Here is a 16,880-nt window from a genome sequence, read left to right as displayed (position 1 = left end):
CAGACAACCACACCGGGGCGTCGCGACGGCGCCGAGGGACCTCGGGCCGTCGCCTCAGGGGTCCCCGACGGCGCACGGCGGGCGGTAGCCGGTGCCCGGCAGCAGGCCCTCCCACTCCTCCCGGGTGACGTCCTGCTGCACGGCGCCGCACACGCTCGTGGTCGCCAGGTCCACGTCGGTCAGCCACAGCCGGGTGCGCCCCGAGAGCCCGCCGCCGAGCAGAACCGTCCCGTCCGACGACCAGGCCACGTCCTGCAGGTTGACCAGGCCGGCACCGAGCACCTCGGTCGGCCGCCACCCGTCCGCACCCCGCGTCCACAGCCAGGCCTCGCCCTCGTCGACCGCGGCCGCGAGCCGCTGTCCGTCGGGGGCGAAACGCACCCCGTTGGGGATGGCCGACGGACCCGACAGCGGGTCCCCGGCCGCTGTCGGACGGGCGGGGTCGGACACGTCGTAGAGGTGGACCCGTTCGTCGGAGGCCGCGAGCACCAGGGTGGTGCCGTCCGGGGAGAAGTCCGCCCCGTAGACGGTCAGGCCGGTGCCGATCCGCCCCAGGGTCCGCTGCGGGTCGTCGACGTGCACCAGCCGCACCTCCCCGGTCCCGTCCGGCACGGCCAGCAGACCGTCCTCGCGCACCGCGACGGTGAAGACCTCCCCCGGAACGGTGACCTCGTCGAGCAGCCGCCCTCTCTCCTGCCCGGTCAGCCCCACGACCGCGACGCGGCCGTCGCGACCGACGGCGACCAGACGCTCCGCGTCGTGCGTCAGCAGCACGACGGGGATGCCCCCGTCGGACACGGGCAGGTCGACGACGACCTCGGACGTGCTGCCCTCGAGCCGCCAGACGACGACGCGACCCTCGGTCGTGCCGGTGGCCACGACGGAACCGTCGTGGCTGACCGCCCCCGTCCCGGTCGAGGTGTCCCCGCCGTCGGGCCGCAACGTGTGCAGCAGGCGCGGGGCGTGGGGCCGCCAGGCGTCCCACACCTGGACGGCACCGTCGGGCGGCCCGGTCGCCGTCAGCCAGCGGTCGCCCCCGGCCGAGGCGGCGACCGTGAACACGTTGCCCGCCAGCCGCGGCAGCGCCGATCCCTGGGAGTCCCAGGTGTAGGTCGTCCCGCCCATCGTGGTGAACAGCCACCGGCCCTGGGCGACGGCGACGTCGAAGACCGGCCGGGGCGAGGGCAGGACGAGGCTGGGCGACTCCGTCACCGGGCCGTCCTGGCCGAGGCGCCACAGGGACACCTGCCCGTCCCACCCGGCGGCGGCCAGCAGCCCGCTGCCGTCGTCAATGTGGACGGCGAACAGGTTGGTGTCGGAGCCGTAGGGGCGGTGCGTCTCCTCCAGCCCGTCGCCGGCGACCTCGATCCAGTGGACCAGCCCGGACCGGCCGACCGCGGCCACGGCCGTCCCGTCCGCGCTGACGTCGAGGTCGAAGAGGTCGCGCCCGGTGTCCAGTGCGCCGACCTCCTCCAGCTCACCGCTTCCCGGTCCCACCTGCCAGACCGAGACGGTGCCGTCGGCCCCGGCGGCCGCGAGGACCTGCCCGTCGTCGCCGGCCCCCAGGGCCTCGACGAGGACGCCGACGTCGGTCGTGCCCTCCAGCGGCTGCGCGTCGACCGGGGCCTGCCTGTCGTCGGCGGCGGCGGACCCGCCACGGCCGGCCCCGACGGCATACCGGTGGAGCACACCGTCGGCGGCCACGACGAGGGTCCTCCCGGCGTCGGCGAAGGTCATCGCGGTCGGCGGTGCCGGGACCTCGAGGCGGTGGGCGACCGGCCCGGTCGGGTCGGTCAGGTCGAGCACGGCCAGCATCGGCTCGCCCGTGCCGGTCCCCTCCTGCGCGCCCTCCGGCACCGCGGTGCCGCCGACGACCACCCAGGGCCGGTCGGGATGGGCCGCGAGCCGGACCACGGAGGGCGCCTCGACGCCCTCGACCACGTCCCGCAGGCGGGCCACCACCTCCCACGCCCCGGTGCCGCCCTCGGCGTGGCGGACCACGACCACGCCCCCGGCCGAACCGGCCAGCACGAGGTGCTCCCCGTCGGGCAGCGGGACGGCCCGGTCGAGCACCGCCCCCTCGGGGTCGGCCCAGTCGCCGAGGACCGGGGTCGTCGTCGCGTCCAGGAGGGCCGATCGGCCCTCGCGCGTGGGGGCGGTGCGGAACGCGGCCAGCGCGAGCTGGCGCGAGAGCAGGGGGTCGCGGTCCCGCAGGCTCTCGGCGGCCACGGCCATCTGCCGCGACTGCGCCTGGTCGCGCTCGTCCTTGGCGCGGTCCCACCAGCGCAGGGCCACCAGGGAGGCCACCGTGGTGGCGACCAGCAGCAGCGCGAGCACGGCGCTGACGGCCCGGCTCCGCCGTCGTCTGGCCGCCTGCTCGTCCGCCATCCGTGCGGCCAGCTCCCGGCTGGCCGTGACGTAGTCCTCCTGCAGCGGCGTCAACGGGTCCTGGGCGGTAGACCGCCACTCGTCGACGGCCTGGAGCCGGGAGCCCCGCAGCAGGTGGTCCTCGCCCCGGCCGGCGGCGTCCCAGTCGCGGGCGGCCCGTTCGACCGCCTCACGTCGGGCCAGGTCGCCACGGCGGGCGTCCACGGCCTCCCGCAGGCGCGGCCACGCACCCACGAGCGACTCGTGGCTGAGCGTCGCGTCGTCGGTCCGCACCACCACCAGCCGTCCCTCGACGAGGCGGTCCAGGACCGCCCGGGCCTCCGGGGCGGCGGCCAGCAGCTCCTCGAGCGGCACCAGGCGTCGGGTCCACCCCTGGGCGGGCGCGGTCGTCACCATCCGCAGCAGCAGCGTCATGGCCAGGTCCCGGCGGTCGGCCGGGAGGGAGGCCAGGACCTCCTCGGCGGACTGCCGGATCGCCCCCTCGAAGCCGCCGGCGTCCCGGTAGCCGGCCACGGTCAGCGCCCGTCGGTCGCTGGAGCGCCACATGGTGTCCAGCACGTGCGCCAGGTGCGGCAGCACCGATCCGACGGTGTCGGGCCGGACGTCCGCGAGGATCAGCTCGGCCAGGCCCTGCTCCAGGACCAGCCCCACCTGGCGCGCCGGCCCCTCGATGGCCGACCTCATCTCGGGCAGCCTGAGCGGCTCGACGAGCAGCTGGTGGTGCTGCAGGGCCTGCGCCAGACCCGGCAAGGTCATGGCCTCGCCGTAGAAGTCGGCGCGCAGGCCCAGCACCACCACCCGCCCCGGCGAGGCGGCCGCCCACGCCGTCAGGTCGGCGACCAGCTCCTCCGCCCGGGCGCGCAGGTCGGGGTGGGTCCACAGCTCCTCGAGCTGGTCGACGACGAGCACCCGGCCGACGGCGCCTCCACCCCTGCCGCCCCGGTCGGTCGCGTCGGGCCCGCCGCCCGGGTCCGTCCCGGCCGCACCCTCGACCCACCCCGACCCCCGCTCCCCGGCCTGGGTCGGGGTCAGCACGGTGCAGCCTTCGGCCCCCAGGGCCGGCTGGAGCCCCGCCCGCAGGAGCGAGGACTTGCCCGACCCCGAGGGTCCGACCACCGTGACGAGGTGAGGGGTCGTGCCCGCGGCCGTCTGGACCAGGGTGAGCAGGCGGTCGAGCAGCTCCTCCCGGCCGAAGAACAGGTCGTGCTCCTCGGCGCCGAACGGGCGCAGCCCGGGGTAGGGCGTGCGCGTCACCACCTGCCGGCGCTGCTCGTGCAGGTCCTGGAGCCGGCGGTGCCAGGCGGACCGTTCCGCCTCGGGGACCTGGCACTCCCGCAGGACACCCTCGAGCACCTCCGGACGGTTGGCCGGCGGCAGGTGCCGTCCGGCGAAGTAGCCGCCGAGGGTGGCGGACGGGACGCCGGTCGCGCGGGCGACGTCGCGCACCGACCGTCCGGCCCGCCGGCGCAGCTCGGAGAGGTCGCCGGCGAAGGACGCCATCGAGTCGGGTGCGCGGCTCACTGAGGGCCTCCTTTCGTCGCAGGGAGAGCGTACGGACAACCTCGGACAGCCTCCCACCCTTGTGTCGCACCCACGTCTCAGCCGCAGGTCAGCGGCCTACGGTGTACGGAGTCGTACGGATATCCACAGCCGGCTGGCGCCCGTACGCCTCGGACGGCTACACAGGAGTGGTGGGTGCCTGGCTGCAGGGGGCCAGGCACCCCGACCCGCACCGCACCCACTCGAAGGAGGACGCCGTTGTCCACCGTCGACACCGATCCGCGGGTGGAGTTCCCCCGGACGTCGGCAGCGCTCGCGGAGGTGCTGCTCACGGACCTGCGCTGCCGGCGACGGTGGCAGCGGCACACCCGCCGCAACAGCAGCCAGCTGCCGAACCAGGCGGGGGTCGCCCACGTCCTGGCCGCCGCGGTGCGGGACGGTGGCGGCGGTGGGACGACCGCCGCGCGGTCGTCGGTCCCCCGCAGCCTGAAGGACCGGGTCTCCCGGGCACTCACGGGCCGTCTCGTGACGGCCAGCACGCTGAACCTGTTCGTCGAGGCCTTCGGCATGACCGAGGAGCAGGAGCGCCGGCTCTACGCCGCCTGGGAGGCGGACCAGACCTTCGTCTGATCTCGCGGACCGACACCGCTGCGGCGTCGCAGGTCTAAGGTCGGGGGATGGACGGGTTCGACCTGGACCGCGCCACCGAGGTCGGGTGGGCCGGGTTCCTCACGCGGCTGGCCGCGCACCTGGCGACGGCCACCGAGCCGTTGCGCATCACCCCCTACGGGGCCGGATCCGAGAGCGCACCCGCGCTGGAGGTGCGGCCCGACGGTGAGGTGCTGCACGCCGAGCTGCGGATCCCCGAGGGACGCCCGGCGCTGGACGAGCAGAACCGGCGGCACCTGGGATCGCTGGGGTGGCGGGAGGAGTCGCCCACGGCATACCTCCTCGAGCGTCCCCGCACCCACGCGCACCTGCTCGCGGCGGTCGTGTCCGACACGCTCCGGCACGTCGTGGGGGCCCCGCACCCGGCGTTCCTCGACGCCGGGAGCCTGACGATCGCCCCGCCCGACCCCGCGGACGACGTGGCGGTGCGGCCCGAGATCGACCTGGACGAGCCGGTGCGGGTGACCACCCCGGCCGAGCTGCGGCAGGCGGTCGAGACGACGCTGCACGCCACGATGGGGCACCCGCCCCGGCGGGACGCAGACGGTGACGTGCCGATCGTGTTCGGGACGACCCTCGTCTACGTCCGCACGGCCGACGCCCAGCCGGTGGTGAGCATCTTCGCCATCCTCGTGCAGGACGTCGCCGACCTGGAGGCGGCGCGACGGGAGGTGGGCATCCTCAACCGGGAGTCGGTCTTCGCCAAGTTCCACCTCGTGGGACGCCAGGTGGTGGCCAGCGTGGCCATCCCGAGCCTGCCCTTCGTGCCCCGGCACCTGGTCGGGATGATCGAGCTCATGGGCCGCGAGCTGGACCGTCTCGACGACGCCCTGGCCGTGCGCGTCCAGGGCCGCCGCTGGATCGACGTCATGACGGGCCGTGGGCCGGGAGGGGTGGAGACTGCCTCGGCCACCCCGGACACGCGGGACGGCACGGGCGGGCAGGAGGAGGGCGACCTCGGCTCCGGCCAGGCACCGGACGGGCTTCCGGAGGAGCTGCTGACCCTGCTCAACCTGGACCGGGAGGGCCCGGTCCCGCTGGAGCCGGCCCTGGTGGCCGACGTGTGCCACCACGACCGTGCGCTCATCCTGCGCTTCATCCGGATCGCGGAGGAGCGCACGATCTCCGGGCGGGGGGCGGTGGACGAGGCGCGGGAGGCCGGGGACGTGGAGAGGGCCCGCGCCGCCACCGAGGAGCTGCACCGTTGGCAGTCGTCCGTCCGGGACCTGCGCGCCGCCCTGCGGCACGTGGTGACCTTCGGCCAGGCGGAGGGATAGGTCGGGGAGGCACTCCGGGCGTCTCAGCCCTCGACGCCCCCTCCTCAGGTCGCCGGCGCCGCCACCTGCCGGATGTGGTCGGACGCTGCCCGTGGCTCGATCCCCGCCTCCCGGAGCGGCCTGTCGTCACAGGTGCTGGGGTGGGTGTCGGAGTGGAGGGCCATCGCCATGACCGAGGCCAGCGCCGGCCGGGGCCGGGCCAGGACCCGGCTGGCCACCCCGAGCACGGGCCGGGGCACGTGCCGGACGGTGAAGGAGCGGCCGGCGGCCCGCTCGAAGGCGGCCACCGCCTCGTTGGGGGTGATCGCCTCGGGGCCGCCGAACTCCACCTCCGACGGCACGGACTCCGCGACCGCGAGATGGGCCACCAGGGCCGCGACGTCGTCGATCGCGACGTAGCGGTGGGCGGCGTCGCCCTTGCCGTAGACGACGGCCCTGCCCCGCGCCACGTCGATGCCGCCCGCGCCGGCGAGCCAGACCTCCTGGAACATGTCGGGCCGGACGACCACCGCCTCCATGCCCGTCGCCCGCAGCGCCCGCTCGGTCGCCCGCTTGGCCGCCACGAACGGGGCCCGGGCGCCGGCACCCCGGTCGAAACCCGCGGCGGAGAGGAAGACGAACCTGCGCACCCCGGCCTCGTCGGCCGCCGTCACGAGGTGCTGGTTGCCCTCGACGTCGACGTCGCGCACGCTCAGCTCCTTGTCCCCCGCCAGCGACCGCGCGAGGGCGTTGGCCGTGGTGACGACCGTGTCGACCCCCTCCACGGCCCGCGCGAGGCTGGCCGGGTCGCGCAGGTCCCCACGGACGACCTCCACCCCCAGGGCCTCGAGCGCACCCGCGTCGGTCGTCGGCCGGACGAGCGCCCGGACCGTCCGCCCGTCCTGCACCAGACGACGGACGACGCGTCCGCCCAGCTCTCCCGTGGCGCCGCAGACCAGGATCATGGCTCCTCCTCGTGGTCGCCTCCGCGACCCGTGAGGGCGACCGGTCGGCCGGTCGGTCGACACCCCTGTCGTCCTGAGGGTGACGCTACTCCGCACGTGGCGGCCGGGGTAGGGCCTTCGCTCGCGACCTCGCGGCCGGGACGCCCGTGGCCGCGTAGTCTCCCTCCATGTCGTTCCTGCGCACCGCCGCCCGCATCACCCTCGGCCTGGCCATGGTGGGGGCCGGGGTGGCCCACCTGACCACCCAGCGGCAGGAGTTCCAGGCCCAGGTGCCGGACTGGTTCCCGCTGGACGAGGACCTCACCGTGCTCGGGTCGGGCGTCGTCGAGATCGCGCTCGGTGCCTCGTTCGTCGTCCTGCCCCGCCGCAAGCGGCTGGTCGGTGCCCTCCTCGCGGCCTTCTTCGTGGTGATCTTCCCCGGCAACGTGGCGCAGTACGTCGAGGGCACCGACGCCTTCGGCCTGGACACCGACCGCAAGCGGCTGCTCCGCCTGTTCTTCCAGCCCGTGCTCGTGCTGTGGGCGCTCTACGGCGGCGGCTGGTTCCGGCGGGGCGACCGACGGTAGCCCCGCCGGGACCGGGTCAGCCCGAGACCTTCGTCAGGGAGACCGGCCCGATGATCGTCGCGTCCATGTGAGCGAAACGGGACACGACCAGGCAGGTTTCCGTCTCGAGACCTTCCTTGCGACCACGGTCCCACTGCAGGGCGAGGGGGTAGGCCGCGTAGTCCGCGGGGATCTCGGCCGCCGGGATCAGGCCCGGGACGAGGTAGCCGGTCACGTCCTTGATGACGTAGTGGCCGGCCAGGTCACCGGCGGTGATGAACAGGACACTCGAGCTCGGGTTGTGCACCCACTGGTCGGCCGTCACGACCGTGCTCCCGCACACCAGGTCGGCGTCCGGCAACCATGGTGCCGGCGGTGCCGCCGTCGCCCCCGACACGCCTACCGTGACCAGCATCGCCGCCGCCCCGACAGCAGCTGCGCTGGCCCTGATCCGTGCACTCCTCATGATCGGCTCCTTCGTCGGGGAGGTCGTCGTCGACCTCAGCTCCAACGCTAGACCCGCCACCCCGAAACGGCGCCGGAATGTCTGCGAGATCACAAGGGTCGCAGCGTCATCGACGCCTCAGCGCGGCATACCTGCGCAGCACCTCGCGCGTCGGCGCGACCTCGACGCCGAGCTCGTGCAGGCGGGAGGCGTCCAGCACCGGCCGGTGCGCGAGGAACACCGTCTGCTCGGGGCCGTAGGCGGTCAGCCCCAGCCGTCTGCCGACGGCCAGCACCGTCCGCAGCGCCGGCTCGGGCACCGTCAGCGTCCGCCTGCCCAGGGCCCTCGCGATCTCCGGCACGGTCACCGTGCCCTCCCCCGCGACGTTGAACACCCCGGTCGTCGGCGAGGTCACCGCGGCCACGACGACCCGCACGACGTCCTCGTCCCACACGAGCACGAACGGCGACTCCGCGCCGGCCAGCCGGAGGATGAACCGCCCCGACCACAGGCGGGTGATCTGGTTGTCGACCCGCTCCCCCAGGATCGTGCCGATGCGCAGGACCACCTGCTCCAGGGTCGGGGTGCGCGCCCGCTCGACGGCGAGCATCTCCTCCACCTGCCGCTTGTGGTCGGCGTAGGCGAACTCGGGGTTGCCCCGCAGCGGGTCGTCCTCGGTCAGCGGGACCGGGTTGTCGGCGTGATAGCCGTACGCCGCCCCGCTCGAGCTCACGACGATCCGTCGGACCCCGTGCTCGCGGCAGGCGTCCAGCACGTGCCGCGTCCCGTCGACGTCGACGGCCCGCTCGCGCGCCCGGTCCGAGTCCTTGCCGGGGGTGACGACGCTGGCCAGGTGGACCACCACCTCCGGGCGGTGCCCGGCCAGGACCTCCTGCACGGTATGCCGCTCGCGCACGTCCATCCGCACGTGCACCGCCCCCGGGGTCGGGCGGGCGGGGTCCCGTACGTCGGCGCCGACGACCTCGTGGCCCCCCGCGACGAGGCCGGGGACCACCGAGGAGCCCAGGAAGCCCGAGCTTCCGGTGACGAGGACCTTCATGGGCGGCACCGTACCGGCCCGGTCACCGGCCGGTGCCACGGATGCGTCCGGCCGGCCGGGCATCGCATACATTCTGCTCGTGAGCGCACAGGCCCCCTCGTCCGTCATCCTCGTCCGCGCGACCAAGTTCGTCCCCAACCCGGCGACCGCCGCCGACAACGCCTTCCAGCACGTCATCCCCGAGGGGCAGCCCACGGAGGAGACGTCGCGGCAGGCGCTGGCCGAGATGGACGCCCTCGCCGGGGCGCTGCGCGACGTCGGCGTGCGGGTGCACGTCTTCGACGACGACGACCACACCCGGCCCGACAGCGTCTTCCCCAACAACTGGCTCTCCACCCACCAGGGCGGTTACGTCGCCGTCTACCCGATGTACGCCTCCAACCGCCGCCACGAGCGCCGCGGGGACGTCCTGGAGATGCTCAAGTCGACGTACCGGGTGCAGACGATCATCGACTACTCCGGCCTGGAGCCCGACGGCATCTTCCTCGAGGGCACCGGGGCGATGGTCCTCGACCACATCTCGCGGGTGGCCTACACCGCGGTCAGCAGCCGCGCCGACACCAACGTGCTGGAGCGCTTCTGCACCGACTTCCGCTACGAGCCGATGGCCTTCGAGGCCCTCGACTCGGGGGGCGTGCCGGTCTACCACACCAACGTCATCGCCTGCATCGGCACCGACGTCGCGCTCGTGGCCCTGGGGATGATCCCCGACGAGCAGCGCCGGCAGGAGGTGCGCGAGCGCCTGTCGGTCAACGGCCGTCGGGTCGTGGAGATCACCGAGGAGCAGGTGCGGCAGTTCGCCGGCAACGCCGTGGAGCTGTGCGGCCGCCGGCCGGACGGGACCAAGCGCTACGTCATGGCGATGTCCGGCAGCGCCCGGCGCAGCCTGCGCCCCGACCAGGTCGCGGAGATCGAGCGCTCCTGCGAGATCGTGTCCGTCGACGTGCCGACGATCGAGCTGGCCGGCGGGTCCGTGCGCTGCATGATCGCCGGCGTCCACCTCGACCCTCGCCCCGCCGAGGGCGGGGAGCCGACGGCCACCGCCGTGGCGATCGACGAGCACCCGCACACCGCCGACGGCCAGGACGTCGCGGAGGGCACGGGCTGACGGGTCAGCCGCCGGCCCGGCCCGGGCCCAGCGTCGCCCGCACCAGCTCGGCGCGGGCGGCCCACGGCATACCCCCGAACATCCCCCACATCGCCCGGGCCAGCCCGGCGGCGTCGGAGTCCCGGGACATGAAGTCGCGCTGCTGCCGCCTCGGCAGCCGCCCGAACGCCTCGAACAGCGCCAGCGTGCCGGCCGTGTCCAGCCGCAGCAGTGCGCGGAGCCCGGCCTCGCGCAGCAGGTCCGCGGGGCCGGCCGGGTCCGCGTCGGTCAGCGTCCCGTCGGCGACCTTCGCCGCGAGCCCGTCGGCGCTGCGCAGCGCGTGCGCCACCGAGTAGCCGGTCACCAGGTTGCCCCCGCGGCCGGCGACCCCGACGGCGACCACGCCCTCGGGCGCCGGTCGTCCGCGGCCGCGCATGGGGATCCGGACGACCTCGCGCTCCAGCGGGGTGTCGACGGCGGCCGGGTCGACGCCGCGGGAGAGCAGGCGGTGCCGCAGCCGGGACCGCAGCTCCTCGACCGGCATCCCGGGCGCCGCCGCCAGGCAGGTCTCCTCCAGCAGCACCCGGTCCTGCCCCAGCGGGATCGCGTAGAGGAAGGTCGGCGTGCCGGTCGGCTCGGGATCGTCGGTCCAGTCCGTGCGCCAGTCCATGAGCAGCCCCTCGGCGCCCTGAAGGGCCGGGACGGCCGCGGCCGCGGGGACGACGATCCCGTATGCCGTCTGCGCCGGCGCGGGGTCGTCGGCCACCCGCCCCTCGGGCCGGGCACCGCGTGCGTCCACGACGGTCCGGGCCTGCGCACGCAGGGCGGCCACCTCGTCGTCGGTCAGCCGGGCCCGGCGGACCTCGGCGCCGTCGAGGGGCAGGGCGGCCTGAACGGCGGCGTTGTCGAGGACGACGTACTCCCGCCCGAGCGGGTGGTCGCCGTGCACCCGGATCCACGGGTCCCCCGTGCGGGCCCTGACCACGGACGCGGGCAGGTCGCCGAGCTCGTCGGCCCAGACGCCGTAGGTGGGCGTCCAGACCGTGTCCGGCCGCGGGTCGACGGCGAGCACCGACAGCCCGCGCGCGAGGCAGCGGGAGGCCAGGGCCCGGCCGGCGGGGCCCAGGCCGACCACCGCGACGTCGTGAGGCACCACCTCAGACCACCGGGACGTCGCGTCGGCGGAAGCCCACGAACCCGGCCACGGTGAGCAGGACCGCGAGCACGAGCAGCACGACCACCCCGGTCGTGGAGGCCCCCTCGCCGACCACGTCGCGCCCGACGGCGAGGAACGGCGAGGCGTCGAGCAGCGGGTCGGGCAGGTCGAAGCCCGGCCCGAGGTAGGCGAGCACGGCACCCGCCGCGAGCGCCGCCCAGGCCAGCCCGTGCCAGCGCGGCCGCCAGCCCAGGAGCGCCACGGCCAGCCCGGCGAAGAGGAGCACCGCGGCGCCGTGCGCCAGCGACCCCTCGAGCACGTCCGCCACCCAGGCGTCGTCGCCGAGCGAGGCGGCGGTGGTCACGCCGAGCGAGACCGCGCCGACCAGGCCGACGACGAGGGCGCCGGCCAGGACGACGAGCACGTGCACCCCGAGCCAGGAGGCTCGGGACCGCGAGGAGGACAGCCCGACCTCCAGCCGCCCGCTCTCCTCCTCCTTGCGCAGGGTGCCGATCCCCGCGATGACGAAGGCGGCCACGAGCATCCCCAGCATCATGAGGAAGGTCGACATCACCGTGCGCAGGACCACCTCGGCCGCGGCCTCGACGTCGGCCCCGAGAAACCCGCCGAGCGCCCGGTTCTCGGTGATGACGTCGATGACGGCCTGGGCCAGGGAGCCGTACACGCCCATGAGGGCCGCGCCCACGACGGTCCAGCCCACCACCGCCCCCCGGTGCTGGCGGACGGCCAGGCCCAGCGGGGTCCGCAGCGCCGTCGAGGCCCGGGCCACGGAGCGCCGGGGCTGGACGAGGGCGCTGCCGACGTCCCGCCGGTCGAGCAGCCGGAACGCCAGCGCGACCAGCACCAGGCCGACCACGAGCGCGAGCAGCAGGGGCCAGGCCCGGGCGTCGCCGAAGGCCCGCACCTCGTCCACCCAGCCGTGGGGCGAGACCCAGACGAGGGCGTTGCGCTCGAGGGCACCGACCCCGCGCAGCAGGTAGGACACGACCGTCAGCGCCAGCCCGATCCCCCACACCGCCCGGGCGTGCTCGACCACCTGGGCGGCCACCGCGGTCAGGCCGACGAAGACGAAGCCCAGGGCGGCGATCCCCAGCCCGTAGAGGAGCGACCCCGCGGGGTCCGCCCCGAAGGCGGCCATCGCCGCGCCGCAGCCCAGCCCGGTCAACAGCACCGCGCCGGAGGCGACGAGCACCGCGGCCAGCAGCGGGGCGCGACGCCCGATCCGGGCGGCCAGCAGCAGCTCGAGCCGCCCGGCCTCCTCGTCCCGGCGCGTGGCCCGGCTGGTCAGCGCGATCGCCATGAGCGGCAGCCCGAAGGAGAGCACGAAGCCGAACTCGTTGGCGAACACCCCGCCGATCGTGTCCAGCCCCGCCACCCGGCCGTTGAGCACGGCCATGGCGTCGCCGCCGAGGGACTCGGCATACCCCCGGATCTTCTCCGGCGTGTCGTAGAGGGCCCCGATCGAGGCCCCGGTGAGCGCCATCACCCCGACGAGCGCCAGCACCCACGCGGCCAGGCCCTTCCAGCCGGTGCGCAGCGCGATGAGCGTCATCGTGCCCACGCCGTCCAGGCCGGCCCCGAGGGAGCGCGCCTCCCGGTGCGTGCCGGTCATGCCCGCTCCGCCTCCGGCGTCGCGTAGGCCTTGAGGAAGAGGTCGTCCAGGCTCGGCGGGGTCACCGTCAGCGTGTGGATCCCGGCGTCGTGGAGGGCGCCGACCAGCGCGCCGACGGCGTCCGGCTCGGCGCTGGCGTGCAGCTCGGTGCGCCCCTCCTCGTCGGTGCCGGTGCGCACGTCCTCCAGCCCGCCGAGGCGGTCCAGGGCCGGGGCCCGCACCGTCACCGCCCGCACCTGGCTGTGGGTATGCCGTCGCAGCTCGGTCAGCGTGCCCGTCGTCACCGTGCGCCCCGCGCGGATGATCGAGACCCGGTCGGCCAGCGCCTCGACCTCGCCGAGCAGGTGGCTGGACAGCAGCACGGTCGTGCCCTCGGCCCGTCGTTCGTGCACGACCTGCTGGAAGACCTGCTCCATGAGCGGGTCCAGCCCGGCGGTCGGCTCGTCGAGGACGAGCAGCTCCACGTCGGCGGCCAGCGCCGCCACGAGGGAGACCTTCTGCCGGTTGCCCTTGGAGTAGTCGCGGGACCGCCGCGTCGGGTCCAGGTCGAAGCGCTCGACGAGCTCGGCGCGGCGCCGCTCGTCGATGTGGCCGTGCGCGCGGGCCAGGACGTCGATGCACTGCCCGCCGGTCAGGCCCGGCCACAGCGTCACGTCGCCGGGGACGTAGGCCAGGTGCCGGTGCAGCCGGACGGCGTCGGCCCACGGGTCGCCGTCGAAGAGCCGGACGGTCCCGCCGTCGGCGCGCATCAGCCCCAGCAGCACGCGGATGGTCGTCGACTTGCCGGACCCGTTGGGCCCCAGGAAGCCGTGCACCTCGCCGCGGGTGACCTCCAGGTCGAGCCCGTCGAGGGCCTGCACCCTGCCGAACCTCTTGTCCAGGCCCTCGATCCGGACCAGCTGCTCGCTCATCGTGTCCTCTCCGGTGGTCCGTCGGGCCCGTCGTCGTCCCCACGCCCGCGGTCGTCGTCGCCCCGGTCGTCGTCGGGCGGGGGCGGCAGGTCGCCCCGCAGCGGCCCGGCACCCTCGAGGTCCTCCAGGGTCATCCGCGCCCGGTCCAGCTCCTCGGTGTCGGCCCGCACGGCCGTCAGCTCGCGGCGGGCCGCCTCGACCCGCTGCGCCGCCCGTCCGCCGTCGGCGTCCCGCTGCGCCTCGAGCTCGGCCAGCGTCAACCGCTCCTGGGCCCGCGCCACCGTCCGTGCGTGCGCGGCCTCGGCCTGCCGCACGAGCTCGCGGGCGGCCCGCACGGCCCGGGCGTGCCGGTCCCCTGCGTCGACAGGGTCACCGGTGTCGCCGGCGTCCCCCGGGTCGCCGTTGCCGACGGGCCCCGCCCCGACCCGCGCAGGACCGGGGTCGTGCCCGACGGACCTCGCCCGCTGCAGCAGGACGTAGAGCGCCACGAGCACGGCCAGGATCAGCAGCAGCGGAATCAGCCGGACCAGCATGGATCCACCTCCGCCCTGAGCCTATCCGCCGCCGCCGACGCTCCCTCAGGCCTCGATGACCACCGGGATGATGAGCGGGTTGCGGCGGTGCTTGCGCTCGGCCCACCGCGACACGGCCCGCTCGATCCGCTGCTCCAGCTCGGCGTGGTCGCCGATGCCGTTGGCCGCGGCGTCCGCGAGGGCCTTCTCGATCACCGGGACGGCGGCCTCGAAGATCGACTCGTCGGTGCCAAGCCCGCGGCCGACGAAGTCCGGCGGCTCGGTCAGCTGCCCGGTGTCGGCGTCCACGAGCGCGACGATGGTCACCGTGCCCTGCCGGCTGAGGGTGACCCGGTCGCGCAGCTCGTCCTCGGTGACGTCGCCGACGGTGCCGGCGGAGACGTAGACGTAGCCGGCGCGCACCTTGCCGGTGACCTTGACCCTGCCGTCGACGAGGTCGACGACCATGCCGTCGTCGATGACCGGCACCCGCTCGGGCTCCAGGCCCGTGGCGATCGCCAGGTCGGCGTTGGCCCGCAGGTGGCGCCACTCGCCGTGGACGGGCAGCACGTTGCGCGGCTTGATGAGGTTGTAGCAGTAGACCAGCTCGCCGGCGCTGGCGTGCCCGGAGACGTGCACCTTGGCGTTGCCCTGGTGGACGACCTTGGCGCCCCACCGGGTGAGGCCGTTGATGACGCGGGAGACGGCGTTCTCGTTGCCGGGGATCAGGGAGCTGGCCAGCAGCACGGTGTCGCCCTCGCCGATGCGGATCTGGTGGTCGCGGTTGGCCATCCGGGACAGCGCGGCCATCGGCTCGCCCTGCGACCCGGTGCTGACCAGCGTCACCTTCTCCGGCGGCAGGTCGTCCAGCTTCTTGACGTCCACGACCAGCCCCCGCGGCACCCGCAGGTAGCCCAGGTCCTGGGCGATCTTCATGTTGCGCACCATCGAGCGGCCGACGAAGGCCACCTTGCGCTTGTGCTCGTGGGCCGCGTCGAGCACCTGCTGGATGCGGTGCACGTGGCTGGCGAAGCTGGAGACGACGATCCGGCCGGGAGCCGTGCGGAAGACGGTCTCGATGGCCGGCGTGAGGTCGCGCTCGGCGGTGGTGAACCCGGGCACCTCGGCGTTGGTGGAGTCGACGAGGAACAGGTCCACACCCTCGTCGCCCAGCCGGGCGAAGGCGCGCAGGTCGGTCAGCCGCTCGTCCAGCGGGAACTGGTCCATCTTGAAGTCGCCGGTGTGCAGCAGCAGCCCGGCCGCGGTGCGCACGGCCACCGCGAGCCCGTCCGGGATCGAGTGGTTGACGGCGATGAACTCGCAGTCGAACGGCCCGAACGTCTGCCGGTCGCCCTCGGCCACCTGGACCGTGTTGGGCCTGATCCGGTGCTCCTTGAGCTTGGCCTCGATGAAGGCCAGCGTCAGCCGCGAGCCGACGACGGGGATGTCGCCCCGCTCCTTGAGCAGGTAGGGCACCGCCCCGATGTGGTCCTCGTGCCCGTGGGTGAGCACGATCGCCACGATGTCCTGCAGCCGGTCCCGGAGCATGGAGAAGTCGGGCAGGATGACGTCGACGCCGGGCTGGTGCTCCTCGGGGAAGAGCACGCCGCAGTCGATGACGAGCAGCTTGCCGCGGTGCTCCAGGACGGTCATGTTGCGGCCGACCTCGCCCAGGCCTCCCAGCGGCACCACCCGCAGACCGTTGCGGGGAAGTGAGGGCGGGTTGCCCAGCTCGGGGTGCGGGTGGCTCATGGATCTCCTCGTCGTCAGGGGGTATGGGGTCTCCGGCGCCTCACGCCGGTGCTGGGGTCGACCCTACTCGTCCCCGGGGCGCCGGCCCACCGAGAGTTTGCGTCCGCACATACCCCCCGGGGTATCATGGGGACATGACCACGACGATCTCCATCGAGACCTTCGCCGCCCGTCACGCCGACGGCGCCTTCGTGCTGGACGTCCGCGAGGCGGCCGAGTACGTCGACGGCCACGTCCCCGGCGCCGTGCTCGCCCCGATGAGCCGCATCATGTCCTCCCTGTCGGGCGTGCCGAGGAACCGCCCCGTCCACGTGATCTGCCAGACCGGGAACCGCAGCCGGTCGATGGCCGACCTGCTGACCGCCCTGGGCTACGAGGCCGTCTCGGTCGACGGCGGCACCTCCGCCTGGACGGCCGCCGGCCGACCGGTCGTGACCGGCCGGCTCGCCGCCTGAGGGTCCGCCCCGGCCAGCACCGCCATCGCCTCCGCCACCGCGGTGGCGCGCTCCCGGCCGAGCACGTCCACGAACGTCGACCGGACGACCTGCGCGACGTGCTCCTGCAGACGTGCGGCGACCTCCTCGCCCTCGCGGGTGAGGGCCAGGAAGGTGACCCGGCGGTCCTCCTCGCTGGGCACCCGGCGGACCAGCGCACGCCTGGCCAGCCGGTCGGCGACCTTGCTCACCCCCCCGGTGCTGAAGGCGACCTGGCCGGCGAGCTCGGCCATCGGCAGCCGGTGCTCGGGGCTGCGCACCAGGCGGAGCAGGGCCTCGGACTCGGCGGGCGTCAGCGAGAGCTCCTGCTCGACCGTCCGGTGCAGGTGACGGTTCGTGCGCTGGAAGCCCTCGATGACGTGCCCCCAGAGGGACACCGGGTCGGTGCTGACGGCCGGCGCCAGCTCGTGGCCGCCGCCGTGCCTCCCGGATGCCGTCATGCCGCTCCTCCTCCTGTCGCCGGTCACGTGCCGCGACTGTCGTTGACCGGGAAACAGTTTCCACGGA

The 16,880-nt window shown here is 74.8% G+C and carries 15 protein-coding genes; 5 read left to right on the top strand and 10 right to left on the bottom strand.

What is annotated here, in order from left to right; all coding sequences use genetic code 11:
* Positions 1–54 precede the first annotated feature (54 nt).
* Positions 55–3,909, bottom strand: coding sequence for an nSTAND1 domain-containing NTPase (locus FJR00_RS10320; RefSeq protein ID WP_141338646.1), 3,855 nt, complete (start codon positions 3,907–3,909; stop codon positions 55–57).
* Between the two features lie 237 nt (positions 3,910–4,146).
* Here FJR00_RS10320 and FJR00_RS10315 point away from each other — a divergent pair, with 237 nt between their 5' ends.
* Positions 4,147–4,518: a hypothetical protein gene (locus FJR00_RS10315; RefSeq protein WP_141338645.1), complete on the top strand. Its 372-nt coding sequence runs from the start codon at positions 4,147–4,149 to the stop codon at positions 4,516–4,518.
* Positions 4,519–4,565: 47 nt separating this feature from the next.
* Positions 4,566–5,834, top strand: a complete 1,269-nt coding sequence (locus tag FJR00_RS10310) for a YbjN domain-containing protein (protein WP_141338644.1) — start codon at positions 4,566–4,568, stop codon at positions 5,832–5,834.
* A 44-nt stretch (positions 5,835–5,878) separates the two neighbouring features.
* Here the strand turns inward: FJR00_RS10310 and FJR00_RS10305 are convergent, their stop codons facing one another.
* The gene (locus FJR00_RS10305; RefSeq protein ID WP_141338643.1) at positions 5,879–6,778 is read right to left on the bottom strand and encodes an SDR family oxidoreductase; all 900 of its coding nucleotides are present in this window, start codon (positions 6,776–6,778) and stop codon (positions 5,879–5,881) included.
* Positions 6,779–6,945: 167 nt separating this feature from the next.
* Here FJR00_RS10305 and FJR00_RS10300 point away from each other — a divergent pair, with 167 nt between their 5' ends.
* Positions 6,946–7,344: a DoxX family protein gene (locus FJR00_RS10300; protein WP_141338642.1), complete on the top strand. Its 399-nt coding sequence runs from the start codon at positions 6,946–6,948 to the stop codon at positions 7,342–7,344.
* Positions 7,345–7,360: 16 nt separating this feature from the next.
* Here FJR00_RS10300 and FJR00_RS10295 read toward each other — a convergent pair whose 3' ends face one another.
* Positions 7,361–7,789, bottom strand: a complete 429-nt coding sequence (locus FJR00_RS10295; protein ID WP_141338641.1) for a hypothetical protein — start codon at positions 7,787–7,789, stop codon at positions 7,361–7,363.
* 106 nt (positions 7,790–7,895) lie between these two features.
* Positions 7,896–8,828 carry an NAD-dependent epimerase/dehydratase family protein gene (locus FJR00_RS10290; protein WP_141338640.1) on the bottom strand — a complete coding sequence of 311 codons (933 nt, stop codon included), beginning with the start codon at positions 8,826–8,828 and terminating at the stop codon, positions 7,896–7,898.
* Positions 8,829–8,907: 79 nt separating this feature from the next.
* Here FJR00_RS10290 and ctlX point away from each other — a divergent pair, with 79 nt between their 5' ends.
* A complete protein-coding gene (gene ctlX / locus FJR00_RS10285; protein WP_141338639.1) occupies positions 8,908–9,936 on the top strand; it encodes a citrulline utilization hydrolase CtlX in 1,029 nt (342 codons plus the stop codon).
* A 4-nt stretch (positions 9,937–9,940) separates the two neighbouring features.
* Here ctlX and FJR00_RS10280 read toward each other — a convergent pair whose 3' ends face one another.
* The 5 genes from FJR00_RS10280 to FJR00_RS10265 are packed head-to-tail and all read right to left on the bottom strand — an operon-like array spanning position 9,941 to position 15,879.
* Positions 9,941–11,068: a lycopene cyclase family protein gene (locus tag FJR00_RS10280; RefSeq protein ID WP_181409584.1), complete on the bottom strand. Its 1,128-nt coding sequence runs from the start codon at positions 11,066–11,068 to the stop codon at positions 9,941–9,943.
* 4 nt (positions 11,069–11,072) lie between these two features.
* Complete coding sequence (locus FJR00_RS15760; protein ID WP_181409583.1) at positions 11,073–12,704, bottom strand: ABC transporter permease; 1,632 nt, start codon at positions 12,702–12,704, stop codon at positions 11,073–11,075.
* Complete coding sequence (locus FJR00_RS10275) at positions 12,701–13,615, bottom strand: ABC transporter ATP-binding protein (protein WP_141338637.1); 915 nt, start codon at positions 13,613–13,615, stop codon at positions 12,701–12,703. The genes FJR00_RS15760 and FJR00_RS10275 overlap by 4 nt, the downstream gene beginning before the upstream one ends.
* Positions 13,612–14,148 carry a hypothetical protein gene (locus tag FJR00_RS10270; protein ID WP_141338636.1) on the bottom strand — a complete coding sequence of 179 codons (537 nt, stop codon included), beginning with the start codon at positions 14,146–14,148 and terminating at the stop codon, positions 13,612–13,614. Before FJR00_RS10270 ends, FJR00_RS10275 begins: the two co-directional genes overlap by 4 nt.
* A gap of 45 nt (positions 14,149–14,193) precedes the next feature.
* The gene (locus FJR00_RS10265; RefSeq protein ID WP_141338635.1) at positions 14,194–15,879 is read right to left on the bottom strand and encodes a ribonuclease J; all 1,686 of its coding nucleotides are present in this window, start codon (positions 15,877–15,879) and stop codon (positions 14,194–14,196) included.
* A gap of 134 nt (positions 15,880–16,013) precedes the next feature.
* Here FJR00_RS10265 and FJR00_RS10260 point away from each other — a divergent pair, with 134 nt between their 5' ends.
* Complete coding sequence (locus FJR00_RS10260) at positions 16,014–16,334, top strand: rhodanese-like domain-containing protein (RefSeq protein WP_075958633.1); 321 nt, start codon at positions 16,014–16,016, stop codon at positions 16,332–16,334.
* On the opposite strand, the gene FJR00_RS10255 is transcribed toward FJR00_RS10260, so the two are convergent.
* The gene (locus tag FJR00_RS10255) at positions 16,250–16,813 is read right to left on the bottom strand and encodes a MarR family winged helix-turn-helix transcriptional regulator (RefSeq protein WP_141338634.1); all 564 of its coding nucleotides are present in this window, start codon (positions 16,811–16,813) and stop codon (positions 16,250–16,252) included. The two genes, FJR00_RS10260 and FJR00_RS10255, sit on opposite strands and share 85 nt — an antisense overlap.
* Positions 16,814–16,880: the final 67 nt, after the last annotated feature.

This window comes from Ornithinimicrobium kibberense (assembly GCF_006519705.1).
Classification (GTDB): Bacteria; Actinomycetota; Actinomycetes; order Actinomycetales; family Dermatophilaceae; genus Ornithinicoccus; species Ornithinicoccus kibberensis.
The sequence above is the reverse complement of the archived record's forward strand: the minus strand, read 5'-3'. Positions and strand labels throughout refer to the sequence as shown.